The 17612-nt window shown below is 45.8% G+C and carries 15 protein-coding genes; 10 read left to right on the top strand and 5 right to left on the bottom strand.

Going from position 1 to position 17612, the window contains the following annotated elements:
- Positions 1-12: 12 nt before the first annotated feature.
- The 3 genes from isdG to BK120_RS28490 are packed head-to-tail and all read right to left on the bottom strand — an operon-like array spanning position 13 to position 3103.
- Positions 13-1149 (bottom strand): heme oxygenase, encoded by a 1137-nt coding sequence (gene isdG / locus BK120_RS36315; RefSeq protein ID WP_076270889.1) that lies wholly within the window; start codon positions 1147-1149, stop codon positions 13-15.
- Positions 1146-2141, bottom strand: coding sequence for a FecCD family ABC transporter permease (locus tag BK120_RS28495; RefSeq protein ID WP_076270888.1), 996 nt, complete (start codon positions 2139-2141; stop codon positions 1146-1148). Before BK120_RS28495 ends, isdG begins: the two co-directional genes overlap by 4 nt.
- Before the next feature lie 20 nt (positions 2142-2161).
- Positions 2162-3103, bottom strand: a complete 942-nt coding sequence (locus BK120_RS28490; protein ID WP_076270887.1) for an ABC transporter substrate-binding protein — start codon at positions 3101-3103, stop codon at positions 2162-2164.
- 340 nt (positions 3104-3443) lie between these two features.
- Here BK120_RS28490 and isdC point away from each other — a divergent pair, with 340 nt between their 5' ends.
- The 6 genes from isdC (at position 3444) to BK120_RS28460 (ending at position 11190) form a co-directional block, all read left to right on the top strand.
- Positions 3444-4466, top strand: coding sequence for a heme uptake protein IsdC (gene isdC / locus BK120_RS28485; RefSeq protein ID WP_076270886.1), 1023 nt, complete (start codon positions 3444-3446; stop codon positions 4464-4466).
- Between the two features lie 12 nt (positions 4467-4478).
- The gene (locus BK120_RS28480) at positions 4479-4904 is read left to right on the top strand and encodes an NEAT domain-containing protein (RefSeq protein WP_076270885.1); all 426 of its coding nucleotides are present in this window, start codon (positions 4479-4481) and stop codon (positions 4902-4904) included.
- Between the two features lie 136 nt (positions 4905-5040).
- Complete coding sequence (locus tag BK120_RS28475; protein ID WP_076270884.1) at positions 5041-8367, top strand: NEAT domain-containing protein; 3327 nt, start codon at positions 5041-5043, stop codon at positions 8365-8367.
- 135 nt (positions 8368-8502) lie between these two features.
- On the top strand, positions 8503-9435 hold the full coding sequence (isdE, locus tag BK120_RS28470; RefSeq protein ID WP_144376883.1) for a heme ABC transporter substrate-binding protein IsdE: 933 nt from the start codon (positions 8503-8505) through the stop codon (positions 9433-9435).
- A gap of 11 nt (positions 9436-9446) precedes the next feature.
- Positions 9447-10430 carry a FecCD family ABC transporter permease gene (locus tag BK120_RS28465; protein ID WP_076270962.1) on the top strand — a complete coding sequence of 328 codons (984 nt, stop codon included), beginning with the start codon at positions 9447-9449 and terminating at the stop codon, positions 10428-10430.
- Positions 10420-11190 (top strand): ABC transporter ATP-binding protein, encoded by a 771-nt coding sequence (locus tag BK120_RS28460; RefSeq protein WP_076270882.1) that lies wholly within the window; start codon positions 10420-10422, stop codon positions 11188-11190. Before BK120_RS28465 ends, BK120_RS28460 begins: the two co-directional genes overlap by 11 nt.
- 591 nt (positions 11191-11781) lie before the next feature.
- Here the strand turns inward: BK120_RS28460 and BK120_RS28455 are convergent.
- Positions 11782-12618 (bottom strand): helix-turn-helix transcriptional regulator, encoded by an 837-nt coding sequence (locus BK120_RS28455; protein ID WP_076270881.1) that lies wholly within the window; start codon positions 12616-12618, stop codon positions 11782-11784.
- A 247-nt stretch (positions 12619-12865) separates the two neighbouring features.
- On the opposite strand from BK120_RS28455, the gene BK120_RS28450 reads away from it, so the two are divergent.
- The gene (locus BK120_RS28450) at positions 12866-13837 is read left to right on the top strand and encodes a Gfo/Idh/MocA family protein (protein WP_179089919.1); all 972 of its coding nucleotides are present in this window, start codon (positions 12866-12868) and stop codon (positions 13835-13837) included.
- 30 nt (positions 13838-13867) lie between these two features.
- Positions 13868-14806 carry an aldo/keto reductase gene (locus BK120_RS28445; protein ID WP_076270879.1) on the top strand — a complete coding sequence of 313 codons (939 nt, stop codon included), beginning with the start codon at positions 13868-13870 and terminating at the stop codon, positions 14804-14806.
- A gap of 42 nt (positions 14807-14848) precedes the next feature.
- Here BK120_RS28445 and BK120_RS28440 read toward each other — a convergent pair whose 3' ends face one another.
- A complete protein-coding gene (locus BK120_RS28440) occupies positions 14849-15661 on the bottom strand; it encodes a helix-turn-helix domain-containing protein (RefSeq protein ID WP_076270878.1) in 813 nt (270 codons plus the stop codon).
- A 134-nt stretch (positions 15662-15795) separates the two neighbouring features.
- Here BK120_RS28440 and BK120_RS28435 point away from each other — a divergent pair, with 134 nt between their 5' ends.
- Positions 15796-16605 carry a phytanoyl-CoA dioxygenase family protein gene (locus BK120_RS28435; protein WP_076270877.1) on the top strand — a complete coding sequence of 270 codons (810 nt, stop codon included), beginning with the start codon at positions 15796-15798 and terminating at the stop codon, positions 16603-16605.
- Between the two features lie 36 nt (positions 16606-16641).
- Complete coding sequence (locus BK120_RS28430) at positions 16642-17472, top strand: apurinic/apyrimidinic endonuclease family protein (RefSeq protein ID WP_076270961.1); 831 nt, start codon at positions 16642-16644, stop codon at positions 17470-17472.
- Positions 17473-17612 lie beyond the last annotated feature (140 nt).

Below are 17612 nucleotides of genomic sequence, written 5' to 3'. Positions count from 1 at the left end.
TAAGAAGGAAACTTATTGGGCAAGCCGCTCATCGCTGCGTTCCGCGGCAGGGAGCGGAGTGCGCTTGACTTTGACTTCCTGAAACATAATTTTGTTAGATAAAATGTATTCCGGCGTTTTACGGTGGGAATGAGATTCACGAAACGCCTCGCTTTTTGTCCAGTTGTTAAAATCATCTCTGGATTGCCACCTTGTAACGATGGAAACCTCGTCGTAGTCCTTTAGGTTTTGCGTGAGAAGCACCTCAAGTCCAAGAAATCCTTCCATTTCCTCGACTTTGCCTACCCGATCAAAACGTTCAACAAGCTTTTCTCCTTCGCCCTTCGTAATTTGCGATACATTCGTCACAATGATCATCGTTTCTTCCTCCTCATCGGTTTTGGGTATTGGAATGATAATGGGATAACGTTCAGCAAAGCTGATTCTCGCATCCAAATCAAATACGGAGCGCATGAAACGAGGCGTAATGATGGTTCGTGGTTCTCCAGCGTCAGCAAGCTCTCCTTCTTTCATGGCAATCATATAATGGCAATAAGCGGCTGCCTGCTGCAGATCGTGCAGAACCATAACGATCGTCGTTCCATATTCCCGATTTATTTTGGCGAGTGTCTCCAGCACCTCGAGCTGATGACACATGTCCAGATAGGTAGTAGGCTCATCTAACAAAAGAATTTCGGTCTGCTGAGCTAATGCCATGGCGATTCGCGCCTTTTGCTGCTCGCCTCCGGAGAGAGTATGAAACATTCGGTCTTCGTGCCGCCGAATGCGCATTGCCCGCAGTGCCCAATCAATGATACGTTCATCCTCCGTAGTTAGCCGCTGACGGAAGCTTTTTTGGTAAGGAGCACGCCCATAAGCGACCAGCTCGCGAACGGTCAGCGAAGGAAGCATATCTTTGGCTTGCGTCAGCATGGAAAGACTTTTGGCATATTCGGATCTTTTATAATCGCTTGTACTCTTCTCATTAATGAGAATGCTGCCGCTATCTGGAGTCAGCAGACCCGAGATTAATCTAAGCATCGTTGATTTTCCTGAGCCATTTGGCCCGACTATCGCAGTTATTTTACCTTTAGGGATTTCCACATTAACATCGGACAGCTTGAACATGCCTGCTTCCAGCGTTAACGAATGGGTTTGAATCGCCTTCATCGCCAGTTACTCCTCCTCAGCAAATACAAAAAGAACGGTGCGCCGATGCAAGCTAATAAGATGCCAACCGGCAGCTCAACAGGGTCGAATAAGGAACGAGCCGCGGCATCAGCAATGACGACCAGAGCAGCACCGGTTATTATGGATACTGGCAGCAAATAACGGTAATCGTCTCCAATGAGAAGGCGGACCATATGGGGCACAACCAGCCCAACGAAGCCGACAAGACCTGCGGCGCTTACTGCAATTCCTGCAAGCAGAGCAGATAAGAGAATAAGCAGAAGCCGCTGCAACTCCACTTTTTGTCCCAGCAAGCGAGCAGAATCGTCGCTGAGCAGCAGCAGATTAGCTGATTTGACCGCTGGTATCGTAAGAAGGAGGCCAACGAGCGCGTAAGGCAGCATAAAGTTGAAATGATGCCAGCTTCGTCCATTTAATCCGCCGGAAAGCCATGGAAGCACAGCTTGAACCCGGTCGCTGTAAACGACCATCACGCCATTCATAACGGCCCCCACGAGCGCGTTTACTGCAACACCGGCTAATACAATCTTAATAGGTGAAGCACCTTTATCCCAAGAAAGAAAATATATAATTAGACTTGCAGAGAGGGCGCCAACAAAAGCAGCAGCTGGCAATAAAAAGCTGAATTGCGGCAGCATCACCATCGTAATGACAGCAGCGAGACCGCCACCTGCCGATACGCCAATAATGCCGGGATCAGCAAGCGGATTGCGCATGACACTTTGCAGAATTGCTCCGGATGCAGCAAGGCATGCGCCTGTCAACAAACCAACTAATACTCTAGGGAGCCTAAGATCAAGCAATATTACGTAGTGAGCTGATGAATCGCCTGTGATAAGAATGCTCCATATCTCGTGCAGTGGAATCGTGATTGATCCAGATATTAACCCGATAAGAACGCTTAAAAGCAGAAATATAGGTGAGATGATGAAGGCCAGCTTACGTCTTTTTGTACGTGTTTCTTTATTCATAATCCTTATTTAGCATCCTTTCAGTTAGGCACTTCTTTCAGCAAGCGGTCCATAAGCTCAAGTGCTTCGATCACACGAGTTCCAGGGTTAGTACCGAACAGGTCCTGCGGCAGCACTTCAATACGCTGCTGTTTGACGGCGGATATGCTGCTCCATGCAGAATTAGTCTCCATTTCACGAATGAAGCTGTTCTTGATTTCCTCCGGATTGCCATGCGTCATGAAAAAAATGATGTCGGGGTCTGCTTCAACAACACGTTCTGCGTTTAGCTGCGCGTATTGCGGGAAGCTTTGCAGCCTCGGATAATCCGAAGCGATATTTACTCCGCCAGCGGTTTCGAGTATGTTGCCGCTCAAGGAATTAGGGAGTGCTGCCATGAATGTACCTGGTGCTCCATATACAAGCAGCACTCGCGGCTTGTTGGTTACATCGGTATGTTTATAAACAGCAATCTTATCAACAATGTTGGCGATAATTGCTTTTGCCTGCTCTTCTTTGCGAAGAAGTTGGCCTATCAGCTCAATCTGGCGTTTAATGTCTTCGATGGAGTTGGCACCCGTCAACAGGAGCTGTACACCGATTCCTTGAAGAACGGGAATATCTTTCTCATTCAATGGATAATTGCCAAGCACGACATCAGGGCGAAGCAATGCTATTTTTTCCAAATCAACCTCGTGAGCATTTCCGATTTGTTCAGCTTCGAGGACTGCCCGATTAACGGGCTGAGCGGATGTTGTAGGTCGGCCGACTAGATTTCCTCCTAAAGCTGCCACAATATCAGCTTCGCCGCTGCCCAGAGCAACAATTTTGGCGGGAGGTTCCTTAAAAGCAATTTGGCGTCCAGCAAAGTCTTTTACTATCAGACTTCCATCGCTCATTTCTGAAGAGCTGCTTTTGCCGATACTGCATCCTGTAAAAACGAGCAACAGAAGCACAGCAAATAGGGGGAGACAAGTTTTCATAACAATTGCAGTACCTCCAAGCTAAATGGTATTGATAATCAGTCTCAACGATCTCTTCGAGAGTATAATGCTTAAAAACAGAGGACGTCAATACCTGAAAAGGAATTATTTAGAAAATAGCTAATTTTCTTTTTTTGTGTTGACAAATTGTGGGCATGCATGATAGTTTCATTCCTGAGAATGGCGTTTCGTGAAATGGGGATGCATTCTGCAGCAGATTGCTTTTTTTTTAATTGTCGAATGATAATGATTATCATAATCAAAATAAATTTTAATTGATAATGATTATCATATTCATGATTTGAGAGAGAGCCATTCGGATAATCTGCTGCGAGCTTGGATGTCAGGAGTAAAGGAGGAGAAGAGAATTATTCGCAAGTTTGGAGTGCTGGCTTTCTTCATCATGATTACTTTACTCGTTGTTCCGTTTGCACCTGAAGCACATGCAGCTGAACTGGCTGATGGTACGTACTCGATAGACTATGTTGTCAAGAAAGCCGAAGATGAATCGGTATCGATGGCAAATGACTATTGGGAAAAACCAGCCAAGCTGATTGTGACCAAAGGAGCTTTGCAGGTACAACTGCAAATAAACCATAGCTCATGGGTAACGGAATATAAAGTTCCGAGTGACGGCGGGTACATAGATACGGCAATTGTATCTAGCAACGAAGCTGACAATACGAGAATTGTTAAGTTCGGAATTGCTGATCTTACAACGCCGTTAGAGTCCAAGATCCACGTAACGGTAGAGGATATTGATTATGATCACAGCTACACGATTCGATTAGTTTTCGATTCTAGCAGTCTGAAGCAGATCAGCAAAGCCGATGCCCCTGTCAAAGAAGAAAAGAAACCAGCAGCAACCACAATAGAACCAAAAAAAGAGACCGAAGTAAAGACAGGTACAACAGCTCCTCAAACCACAAATAAGGTGACAGAAAAACCAAAGGTTGAGGTAAATAAGCCGAGCTCTGAAACGGTCGATTCTAAAAAAGAAGATTCTAAGAAAGAGATACAGGTCGAAGCTTCGCCTGCTCCAACCGTTAGTCCGATAGCGGCTGAAGCTGAAGGGCAATCATCGCCTAAGGAGATTTTAACCCCATCTACACAAGAGTCTACCTCTGCAGAGGATACCCTAGCAGTGGACTCTGCTGAGAAATTTGTTCACGAAGAGCCGAAGGCCGATGTTCAGCTTGTTGGGGCTGACATGGATACACCTGCAACAGGTGAAGCTGCGCAGCAGTATTTAGATTCGGCTTCTTCTAAGCGCGTGTTGTCACCGCTTGTTATTTCCCTAATCATTATTGTTGTCGGAGTAGCCTATATTCTTTTGCGCAAGACCAAATTCGCTAAAAAATAAGGAGTGTTCTAAATGGTAAAATCGATGAAAAAAACAAGTTTCGTTATGTTAATGCTCGTAATGGCTCTGGCTCTAGTTGTTCCATCTGCTTTCGCGAGTACTGGTGTAAGCTATGTCGTTCGCAACGCGGGAGATACAGCCAATTCTTATGCTGATGCCTATAAAGTAGGCGATGCAGTTGTAGCTAGCAATGGCACAACGACAACGGTTACATTCTCTGGTTCAAGCTTCATTCAATACTTGCAAGTGCAAGATCCTGCTACTGGAACATACAGTTATGCAGCTGCTAATTATACAGGCGGCAATGTTGAATTTACATTTGAAGTGGCTGATTTCACACCGAATCAAGTTGCCAAAATCCACGTTGTCGTTCCGCCATCACCAGGATTTGAAGGCTACAATACGGTTCACACAATCCAATTCAATTGGAGCGTTTAAGCATCAGCGAGCTCTACGGTTAGAATAGCGCTTTAAAAATAACAGGAGAGCAATGCTGCGGCATGTTTCGCTCTCCTGTTCAAAATGCTAGGGTACATAAGCGATAGCAGTTAAATGACGAAGGAGTGTTTTTGAAATGCAAATGAAATTTCGCCGACTGACGGCGCTGCTCATGGCGCTCGTATTGTTGCTGTCGGCCTTTCCTGTGAGTGTAGCGGCGGGTGTAACGCCAAATGGGGAGTATAGTGTTCCTTTTCTTTATGTGAAGGATGGAAGCAATGAACGATCGATTATTAACGATTATCTTAATCCGAGCACAGGCAAGCTGATTATTAATAATGGCAGTGCAAAGTTTCAGCATGAGGTTATGCAGTATACTTCCTTTCAACATTTTTCGGCTAAATTAGCAGGAAAAGATAAAGCAGTAATCAATGGGAACACAATCAACGGCATAGAAGGGTATCAAGTCGTTGCTGCTCAGCCAGCAGGGGACGGATTAGATCCGGATCACGTCGTTGTTAGCTATGATATTGAGAACTTGCAAGAGAAACAAGAAATTTTGATTCATATCGTTATTCCTTCAGTAAATTATGACAATTGGTATAATGTTCAGCTTCAGCTGGATATCTCAGGTCTGCCCGTTGATGGAGGAAACAATGGGGGCGGAGGCGAGACTGGCACTGTATCATTAGAGCAGCTTGAAGCTTTATTTACAACATCGAATGAGCTGCTGAGTACAACGGCGGAGGGAACTGGCGATGGCTTCTATTTGCTAGGCTCCAAAGCAACTTTTCAAAATACGATCAATCAGGCAAGAAGCATTGCCGATAGCGCTGGAGGTTCCAATCAAGATCTGATTAAGGCTGCATACCTTGTTCTGCAAGAGGGCAAAAAGAAGTACGAGGCAGCGCGTATTACTGTAAATAAAGTGAATTTGGTACGTGCCTTAGAAGAAATTACTGTTTTTGCGACAACGGTGAAAAATATAGGGACAGCAAATGGAGCTTCAGCCGCTCATGCTGTATTAACAGATGGTGAGTATTCGGTTGGAGCGAGCGTAAGGCTTGGGCAATGGATTGCGGACGCTCAGACTGTTGCTGCTGATCCGCAAGCATCTCAAACAGCCATAAATAATGCTTTAAATGTGTTGACTGCCAATGTGGAGGATTTGAAAAAGCAGCAGTACAAGAAGGAGATATTACCGCTGCTTGTGCTGGACCCTGTAACAGGAGAAATATCCGAACACAATAAAGATTTCAAAACAGAAGTAAGTATGTTTACTCAATCGGCAGCGCCTTATTTTCAAGCGTATGCTCACGTTGTTTTTGCAGAGCCGATGGAAATCGCACCTGAATTAACGTTATATGGGCAAAGCGCAACCGGCGAGATTTCCTCTAGTACGCTGACAGGTTATAAAACGCTCATCCAAAAGGGCTATGAAGGACTGATACAGGCCTATCAGTTTGCGGCAAGACATCAGAAGGCAGACGATTCTATTTATCAAGGCTTATCAAAACTAGAGTACACAATTGGAACAGAGAAGAGAACAGTACTTTTCAGCTATAATGCCAATCATCTTACTGCCTTAAACGTTTCAATCACTGCAGCGCGTCAACTGCATGATTCCGCAGTTGTTGGAACGGCTACAGGGCAATATGAGGCGGCAGCAAAAGAATCATTGCTTTCTGCTATTCAATTAGCTGAACAAACAGGAAAAAAACTCAATTCTACACGTCCAGAAATTGCAAATGCGGCAAAGATTTTAGAGAAATCTGTTCAGGTTTTTAATGGAAGCCAGATTCGCAATATTTCTTTCGCGGCCCTGCATGCTACAAATGCAGCGTTATCGAGCATGGACAGTTACTTCCTCAAGCCAGCATCTGTTACGTCCAATAATGGTGAGACTTATGTATCTTTTGCAATAAAGGACAGCAGCATCGTTACAGAGTTTAAAGTTGCTCAAAACAGCATACTTACAGATGTGACCGTTGTCAGTGAAAACAAGACGGAAAATACGAGGGTTATCAAATTTAAAGTGAATGATTTAACGGCAATTGTGCCAGGGCAAGTAAGAATCATTATGCCAAACGTAATTGATCCACGTACAGGCAAACCTTATGATGCGACTCATAACATTCGTCTGTTGTTTGACAATGGCGATCCTGCAGTATTGAAGGCAGCTATTGCGGCAGCGAAGACAGCTCATGATGAAGCAGTCGCAGGTACAGGTGTAGGACAATATCCGCAATCAGCGAAAGATACACTGCTTAGTGCAATTACAGCAGCGAACGCTGTCGCAAACAGCATATTGTCTACAAAGCAGCAGCTCATTGATGCAGAAGGTACGCTGGATCAAGCGCTTCGTGCTTTCCAAGCGACAAAAATTGTCGTTGTTGATCCGGTCAAACCAACAGAACCGGGAGCACTTGCGGACGGCAAGTATTTGATTGATATTCAGTTTTTAAAACAAGGTACAACACAAACGTCAGTCATGGATGAATATGTAGCTCATCCTGCTCGTTTGCTCGTGCAAAATGGTGTGAAGCTTGTACAAGTGAATCTAAAGCAAAGCAAGGAAATTACCGGATTTACGATTGGCGGTTCTACGCCAGCAACGATCGAATCCGATGCTTCCGCTAACACAAGACGAGTACAATTTACAGTAGCCGATCTACCGGCTAAGCTGGATGGCTGGGTGAAAATTGATTGGCCTGAAGTGAAGTACCATCATGAATACAGCATTCAAATTCAGCTTGGCGCAATAACGCCAGTAGCAAGCTGGGACTCTGATTCATTTGGCTCTGTCGTTCCAAGAGAGACGCCAGAAGAAATTGAGAAAAAGAAAAAGGAACAAGAGGAAAAAGATAAGCTGGCTGGCAAAGATGCAACGGCTGCATTTAAAGATTTAGCAAACAACTGGGCGAAAGAAGCCATTAATCGCGCATTGAAGCTAAACATCGTTCAGGGTTATCCGGATGGAAGCTTTAAACCGAATGCAACGGTCAATCGCGCGGAGTGGACGGTTATTCTCGGCAGAGCTCTGAAGCTGGAAAGCAAGAACGCTTCAACTGCTTTTGCAGATATGAAAAACATTCCTACTTGGGCACAGTCCTTTATCGAGCAAGCGGTAGCAGCAGGCATTATTAATGGCTATGAGGATCAGACATTCCGTCCAACGCAAAACGTAAACCGTACGGAAATTGCAGTCATGATCGTAAGAGCACTTCATTTGCCGCTGGAAGCAGCGGATTCGCTTAATTTTGCAGATGCAGCGGAAATTCCTTCCTACGCCAAAGCATACATTGCTACGGCCGTGAAGTACGGATTAATTAAGGGACTGGATCAAAATCAGTTCGGCGGAACGAAGTCCGCAACAAGAGCTGAGGCGATTACTCTCGTTTTGCGTGCTGTCGATTATTTAGAAGCAAAAGCAGCGGAGCAAGAAAAAGCTAAAACGGCATAAGCGGCAGCAAAGAAGGCTCCAGCTGTTGCAGAGCTTGAAGCGGGTGATTTAGACAGATGGCATAGGAGGACCCTGATTAACGGGTGTCCTCTGTGCTGTTTTTAAGGAGGTAAGAAGGAAATGCGCTATCGATTTATGAAGTGGTTATACCTAATGATTCTTGCTGCGATGATGGCAGGCTGCGGATCGCTTGGAGGGGGAAGCGGTTCAGCAAATGCGCCAACTGCTGCGCCGTCTTCAAACTCTTCGTCCAAAGCTGCGGCTTCAGGCTCAGTATCTGAGGAGCCTAGCCAGCGCATCGTGTCAACAACCGTAGCTATTACACAAATTATGGATGCGCTTGAGCTTGATTTAGTTGGCATACCGAAAAGCGTAAAAACGCTGCCGGAGCGTTACAGCACCGTTACTAAAGTTGGGAATCCAATGAGTCCTGATATGGAAATGGTTAAATCCTTGAAGCCGACGGAGGTGCTGTCTGTCTCGACGCTGCAATATGAGCTGGAGCCTGTATTTGAGAGTGCAGGGTTAAAGGCTGATTTTCTAAATTTAACGAGTATCTCCAGCATGCAAGCTGAAATTACAACGCTCGGAGATCGGTATGGGCGAGAAACACAGGCTGCTGCAATCGTAAATGAACAGAAGGAAATGCTGGCTGCCATCACGCGGAATGCAGAAGGTAAAGAAAAACCGACGGTGCTGATCCTGCTTGGTGTGCCCGGCAGTTATTTGGTTGCGACGGAGCATTCTTACATTGGAGATCTTGTTCGTTTGCTTGGGGGAGTAAATATCGTACAGGGCGAGCAGGTTGAATTTTTGGCTTCCAATACGGAATATTTGCAGAAGGCGAATCCGGATGTCATTTTGCGAGCAGCGCATGGCATGCCGGCTGAGGTTGTGAAAATGTTTGATGAAGAGTTCAAAAAAAATGATATCTGGAAGCATTTTGAAGCGGTACAATCGGGGCGTGTATATGATCTGGAAGAAACTTTATTTGGCACGACGGGAAATTTGGCTGTTGTCCAAGCACTAACCGCGCTCGCTCCAATGCTTTATCAGGATTATAAATAAGGATGTTTTTCATGCCAAAAACAATATTCAGCTTCACAGCAATTACGCTGCTCCTTCTGGCAACCATCGTATATTCCATGACGACTGGAAGCATCAGCGTAGGATTTGTTGAACTCATGAAAGGGTTGCTTGGCTCGCCAAGTGAACAGGTAGAGGTTGTTCGCGACCTGCGGCTGCCGCGTATAATCGTTGCTTTATTGACAGGGGCAGCTCTAGCCGTGTCTGGTGTACTGCTTCAAGCCGTAATGCGCAATCCGCTGGCGGACGCAGGCGTTATCGGCATTTCATCAGGAGCAGGCTTGGTTTCTTTGCTGCTTGTAACGATATTCCCAGCATTGTTTTTTTGGATGCCGCTGTTTTCATTTGTTGGAGGAGCAATCGCTTGTCTATTGGTCTATTCGCTTTCTTGGCGTTCAGGCCTTAGCCCACTGAGGCTTATTCTGGTTGGTGTGGCGGTTAACGCTACATTTACAGGTCTTGGGCAGTCCTTTAATTATCGCGGCAGCTATGCGGTAACTAGCGTAAATCAAGCGATTTCCTCTATATTTACAATGAAAACCTGGGATGATGTACATATGTTGGCGCTGTATGGCGGTGTAGGCTTGTTACTCTCGATGCTGCTTGGCTCATGGTGCAATACGCTTGTTTTGCAGGATCGAACCGCTCAAAATCTTGGTATGTCTGTTATGAAAGTAAGGCTGCTCGTTTCGGTTGTTGCCGTGCTTTTGGCTTCTGTCGCAACAGCTATTGGCGGGTTAATCGTGTTTGTAGGCTTGCTTGTCCCACATATTGCGAGGCTGCTCATTGGCTCAGACCATAAAGTGCTACTGCCTTTCTCTGCGATTGGCGGAGCATTGCTCATTTTGACTGCGGATACGCTTGGCCGTACTCTTTTAGCTCCGACAGAAATTCCAGCTTCGATTGTCATGACAGTCATCGGCGGTCCTTTTCTCATCTTTTTGCTGCGAAGGAGCGAACGCGTCCATGGACATTAATGAAATAAGGTTTTCATATGACAAAAAAACTTTCCATTTGAACGGAATAACTAGCCGTATCGCGGAAGGCCGGATTACGACGATCATCGGTCCAAATGGCTGCGGGAAGTCAACTCTGCTTGGTGTAATGGCGAAAAATCTTCGGCCAAGTGGAGGTGAGGTGCTGCTGAATGGGAAGAAGCTCGCGCATTTTAAGCCGAAGGAGCTTGGCAAGAAGCTGGCCGTGGTGCATCAGCAGCAGGAAGCGCCTGCAGATTTGACTGTTGAGAAATTGGTTCGCTTCGGTAGATTGCCGCATCGGGGTCGGTGGGGACAAGAGAGCGAATTAGATGATGAAGCCGTGGATTGGTCGCTTAGCTGCACGAATCTGCTGAACAAGCGGAAGCAAAGTTTAGCTCATTTATCTGGCGGCGAACGACAGAGAGCTTGGATCGCAATGGCACTGGCACAGCAAACCTCGCTGTTATTTTTGGATGAGCCAACGACATATTTAGATATCTATCATCAAATCGAAATATTAGAGTTAGTAAAGACACTGAACCGTAAGCATGGAATTACGATAGTGATGGTTCTGCATGATATGAATCAGGCTATTCGATACAGCGACCATATTATTGTGATGAAATTAGGATGCATCGTAGGAGAAGGTGCGCCTGAGACAGTCGTGACTGTGGAAACGATTAAGCAAACGTATGGCGTTGATGTTGTGATGAAAAACGACGGAGATACCGGACTGTATATGGTTCCATTAGGAATTTAAGCGTGTGTATATTACTTCTTACTTTCATGAATGAGAGCATTAAGCGCATATGTGTTTTTACAGAGCCCAAGTAAAGGGTGGTTACTCGCGAAAGAGAGAATTAAGTGCATATGTGTTCTTACAGAGCAAAAAGTAACATTTATAAGTGTCTGTAAGAACCATTAGGTTCTTATAGAGCCCAAGTGAAGGGTGGTTACTCGCGAAAGAGAGCATTAAGTGCATATATGTTCTTACAGCGCCAAAAGTAACATTCATAAGTGTCTGTAAGACCAATAGGTTCTTACAGAGCTCGAGTGCAGCTGGGTTACCCGCGAAAGAGAGCATTAAGTGCATATATGTTCTTACAGAGCAAAAAGTAACATTCATAAGTGTCTGTAAGAACCAATAGGTTCTTACAGAGCTTGAGTGCAGCCAGGTTACTCGCGAAAGAGTGCATTAAGCGCATATATGTTCTTACAGCGCCAAAAGTAACATTCATAAGTGTCTGTAAGAACCAATAGGTTCTTACAGAGCACGAGAGCAGCCAGGTTACTCACGAAAGAGAGCATTAAGTGCATATATGTTCTTACAGCGCCAATAGTAACCTTCGTATTACACCCCGTAAAGCTGACGATATACCGTAGGCGTCATCCCTTCATGAGCCATAAATCTTTTGTTGAAGTAGCTGACGCTCGGATAGCCGGCATCACTAGCAATTTGTCCGATATTAACATCCTTGCGCTCCAGAAGCCATTGCTTCGCCATTTGAAGCCGGCAGCGTGTAATAAAGTCCATTGGCGTCATTTCCATCACATTTCGGAACAATTTGCAAAAATAGTAGGGGCTAACTCCTGCTTTTTCAGCCCATTGCTCGAGTATGAACGGCTCAGCCGCTTCCTGCTGCATTAAAGGGAGCAGCTTTAAGATGCGGTTGCCGGACGTACTAGCTTTGCTGCCGGATATCGGTACAGCTTGCTCGATGAATACTGCGAGTATGGCATACATGAGAGCAGAAAGCTTGGTCGGATGCAGCATGCGAGACTTTTCTGCTTCGACCAGCAAATCCTCATGCACCTGTTCCCAAGCGGTTGGCTGACGGATTGTCCAGAGCTGGCTTTTGTGAAAACCTCGTTCGATCATATAGTCCTGAAGCCCGCTCCCATAAAAATGAACCCACCTTATATCCCACGGATCATCCTTGCTGCTGTAGTAATGCTGTCTCTGCAAGGGGAAATAAAGAACAGCTTCACCAGCCTCGAGGGTGTGCACCTCGCCATCCCACTCCACATAACCTTTTCCAGAAACAACGTAATGAATATTAAAGTTATTGAGCGCTCCCGCCATACGAAGCGTGTAATGATCAGGCTCATTCCAGTAATTCCCGACGGATTCAGGTAAACAGAAAAAAGGATTATTTGGCAGCGTAAGCAGATGTATTTGTCTTTGCATGTTGCTCACCTCAATGACAATATTGTTTTAACTTATAACAAAATAATATCATTTTATTTTTTGGTTATCTACTTTAAACTAGAGGCAAGCACAATGAAATCGTTTGATACTAATTTGTACCTCACGATTTAGGTGCAGCGCTCTGAACTGATGGTGTAACTAGTTTCAGCTTGCAATCGCAATATAATAATAAAATAATGGTTGAGGTGACGATGGAGTGACGACAAAGAAACTAAAATGGGGCATCATGGGCTGCGCTGGAATTGCCAAAGGCGCAGTAATACCTGGCCTTCATCTTTCGGAATTAAATGAGGTAGCGGCTATTGCTAGCCGTGACGTGGACAAGGCAAAGAAGACGGCAGAAGAGCTGAATATCCCGACTGCTTACGGCAGTTATGAAGAATTGCTTGCAGATGCTTCTATTGACGTTATATACATTCCACTCCCAAATCATTTGCATAGAGAGTGGACGATCCGGGCTGCTGAAGCAGGAAAACATATTTTATGCGAGAAGCCGCTTGCTTTGACTGCGCAAGAAGCAGCTGAAATGTCTGAAGCCGCTGCGAAAGCAGGCGTGTTATTGTCCGAAGCTTTTATGTATCGCTATCACCCTCGATACGACATGATCAAGAAAGTGATCGCAGATGGGGAAATTGGCGACATTCGCGGCATTCGCAGTGCGTTTACCTTCAACAATGCAGGACATAAAGAAAACGTGAGATACCGCAAGGAGTGGGGAGGCGGCTCGATTTACGATGTAGGCTGTTATCCAATTAATGCTGCTCGCTTGCTGCTTGGCAAAGAACCTGAAGCCGTTACCGTTCAGGCTTTGTTCTCACCAGAGCATGATCATGTCGATATGATGGCCTCTGGATTAATCGAGTTTGAAGGTGCGGTTTCACTGACGTTTGATTGCGGCATGTGGGCAGCATTCCGCAACCCGCTTGAGGTGCTAGGTACAGAGGGTATTATCGAAGTGCCTTCCGCATTTGTGACTGGCGCGCCGGGAAGCGGCAATTTCTTCGTCGATGCAAAAGGAGAGCGCCGTGAAGTTGAGGTGCCGCATGTAAACGCCTACACTTTGCAGGCCGATCATATGGCAAATGCCATTAACGGTGTATCAGAGCTTCAGTTCGGCAGCGCTGATGGGGTTAACAACATGAAAGTAATCGATGCATGCCTGCTTTCTGCTCACGAGCATACACGAATTAAAATATAACGAAACCATAATTAAGGAGGCAAAACTACGATGGAATATATTCAAATTGAAGGTTCACCCAAGCAGGTATCTCGCTTAATGAAAGGGTCGGATTATTTCTATAACGATTCCTACGAGAAAGCAGCAACTAATCTAGATGCTTTTCTAGCGATTGGAGGCAATTCAATTGACACAGCCCATATTTATTGCGGCGGGGAAAGCGAGGAAGTGATTGGCCGCTACATGCAAGAACGCGGCAATCGGGAGCAATTGGTTATTTTGACCAAGGGCGCACATCATGATCATACGGGTTCGCGCGTGAGCAAAGAGGCTATTGCTCATGATTTGGAGATTAGCTTGAAGCGTCTTCAAACCGACTATATCGACCTTTATGCACTGCACCGGGATGATCCAGCAGTACCAGCAGCAGAGGTTATCGATATTCTTAATGAGCATGTGAAAGCAGGAACTGTTCGAGCGATTGGCGTATCAAACTGGACATGGCAGCGTATTAAGGAAGCGAATGAATACGCAGCTGCAAATGGACTTGTCGGTTTTTCATTCAGCAGTCCGAACCTTAGCCTTGCGAAAGCGAATGAACCGTTCTGGCATGGCTGCGTCTCTGCTGATGAGGAAACGTGCGCTTGGCATGAGGAAGAGCAATTCCCGCTGCTTTCGTGGTCATCGCAGGCAAGAGGATTTTTCACAGGTAGATTTACTCCCGAAGTGAGAGATAATGAGGATCTTGTACGCGTGTTCTATAGCGATGAGAATTGGGAGCGTCTGGCGCGTGCAAAGCAGTTGGCAGCTGAGAAAAACGTTACTGCTATCCAGATCGCGCTAGCATACGTGCTAAACCAACCGTTTCCGACTTGTGCCTTGATTGGCGCGCAATCAGCGGAAGAGCTTCATTCCTGTGATGCAGGCTCGCTCATTACGCTCACCAAGGAAGAGATGGATTGGCTTGATTTAGCCGTACAAAAGGTTTAATGATTACTTCCTAATTAAATAGATGGAACCCTACGGACAAAGCTACTCGTTATGAGCGGCTTTGTCCTTTTTGTATGTTCGTGGGCTTACGCCATAACTTTTGCGAAACAACGCAGCAAAATGATTGTAATTGTTAAAGCCGACATCAAGCGCAGCTTCGGTTGCCGAACGGCCCATATGCTCCATGAGAAGAGCCGCTTGCTGAAGCCGCAGATGATTCAGATGCTCGACCACGCTTGTTCCTGTCTCCTGCTTGAATAGATGAGATAGCCGCGAGAGAGATAATCCAACTGACCGAGCCAACTCTTCAATGCGTATCGGCTGCTCCATATGCTGTGATAAATATTGCAGGGCAAGCTCGATGCGAGGATCTAGCCGTTTATCTAGCTGCTGCGCTGTGAGCAATATCACTTGGCGCAGTGCATTCTCACATAACATTTGCCAGAAGCTTGCCCGCTCTCTCGAATCACTCAATATATGGTCGAAGGTGAGTTGTACTCTACTTCTCATATTGCCGTCTGGAATCGTGATGACGATGCTTTCATCCTTTGGCAAATAGTCGATTTCAGGTAGTTTCTGAAAATGTGCCCAATAAAAGTGCCAGCTGCTTCCCGCAACCGTCCCATACTCGTGGGGAATGCCAGCGCGCAGCAGCCCGATTTGTCCCTTGCGGCAGCGCCTCTCTCCAGCGGATGTGCGTAAATAGCCTTCACCCTCTAAGGTGTAAAAGATAAGCCAATCACTTATTCCGTTTGGCCTGCGATAACGATAGGAGTCGGATTCATCAAATAGACCACTTAGAAACACACCGCCATGTGCTTCTGTTTCAGCTTCTTTTCTATGATTTGGAAGCATGACAAACTCCTCCTTCATTTTCAAGATAGCATAATACAAGTAGTTTTCAGCAGTAATCATTCTTCCTTAAAAATAGCGAAACCACTATGATTATGTCAAGAGCAATGATTAATTCAGTGAAGGAGCGTTATGCGATGACAGAAGCATTGATTGCACTAACAGAAGAGCAGGTTAATCAATTTCGTACTGAGGGCTACATTGTGATAAAAGGCCTTTTTTCTCAGGAAGATATTCGCACGATAGAAGAAACTTTCGAGGAAATGAGCCATAAAGCAGTGCCGGGTTATTTTGAGCCTGATCTGTCAGGGGAGACAGATGATCCGTTAAAGCGTTATCCGCGGGTCATGCATCCGCATCGCTTTAATGAGACGTCCAAAAAATATTTGCTCCATAAACCGGTCATGGACGTATTAGCCGATCTTTATGGTGAAGAAGCGCTCGCAGCCCAAAGCATGTTTTATTACAAGCCGCCAGGCTCACGAGGTCAAGCGCTGCATCAGGACAATTTTTATTTGCAGGTGGAGCCAGGCAATTGTATCGCAGCTTGGACGGCGATCGATGCGGCAAATGAGGAGAACGGCAGCTTGCTTGTCGTTCCGAAGACGAGCGAGCATGAAATTAGCTGTCCTGAAATTGCGGATTCAACGGAATCGTTCACTTCCCATTTCGTTAAGCCACCTAAGGATCACAAGGCGATGCCGGTAATTATGGATAAAGGCGACGTGCTATTTTTCAACGGGAACTTGATTCATGGATCGTACAGAAACAAAACAAAGGATCAATTCCGCAGAGCCTTCATCTGCCATTATGCGAATGCGTCAGCAACTCATATTAGCGATCATTATCGCCCTTTGTTTAGACAGGATGGCACCGCTGTAGATTTGGAAATTAACCCGGACGGAGGACCATGCGGAGTTGAATTTGATATGGCCTATCCGCACTAATTAATGATGAAAACAGAAGATAAATTGTTGGTTGAGATGTCCTGGTGGGGTATGAGCGGGTTGCAAGGAACAGCGGGGCATGCGCAAGATATGGAAGGGAAATTCAAGCTAATAGCAGAGAATGGTTTCGACGGCATTAACGCCTTTGTGCCGGCACCTGAGGAAAGCAGCTTATGGAAGGAGCTGCTTCATAAATACAACATGTCATTTAGTGTAAATGCATATCCTTCTTCACTAAACGAGATGTCTCAGTTTTTGGAAAAAGCAGCAGCATTCGAAAACATCGGCTACATCAATGCACAGGTGATGACGCCTTTCCTCATTGGTGATTCCGCCATTGAACTGCTATCAGGAATTGATGCACTGTCGAGGCAGGCGGGCATCCCGGTTTATGTAGAGACGCACCGAGGTACGATTACACAGGATCTCATCCGAACACGGCAATATTTGCAGTCGCTGCCGGAATTGAGGCTTACGATTGACTATTCACATTATGTCGTAGCTGGTGAGCTTCATACGATTTCGGATGAGGCGGAGCTGATGCTGCAAAGCTTGCTGCCGAACACGTACAGTATTCATACCCGTATTTCAAATGGCGAGCAAATACAGATCGACCCAGGGGAAACAGGCAATCATCCGATGGTACCCCATTTCTCCAGATGGTGGGGCAGTGCAATGAGACACTGGCTTAATGGACAAAGAAAAGAGAATGATTTATTCCCTGTCGTCGTTGAGCTGGGTCCTGCATCGTATGCGATTACGTCAGATGAGGCTGGTTCTCGGCAGTCGGAGATTAGTGACCGCTGGTCGCAGTCCCTTTATTTGAAGCAACTTGTGAGGCAGCTTTGGCAAAAGGAGATTAAATAATTGAAGGGGCTGTCCCATAAGCATCAAGCTCGCTGAGGAATAGCTCACTTTGAACGGGAGTATTGGTAGCAGTACAGGAGAGCTATTCCTGTACTGCTATTTTTCTATTCTGGTCTATGCTTGCTTCATAGGATTATGGG

Origin of the sequence: Paenibacillus sp. FSL A5-0031, assembly GCF_001956295.1 — a bacterium.
In the GTDB taxonomy this organism is placed as follows: domain Bacteria; phylum Bacillota; class Bacilli; order Paenibacillales; family Paenibacillaceae; genus Pristimantibacillus.
This window is presented reverse-complemented; position numbering and strand designations above follow the sequence as displayed.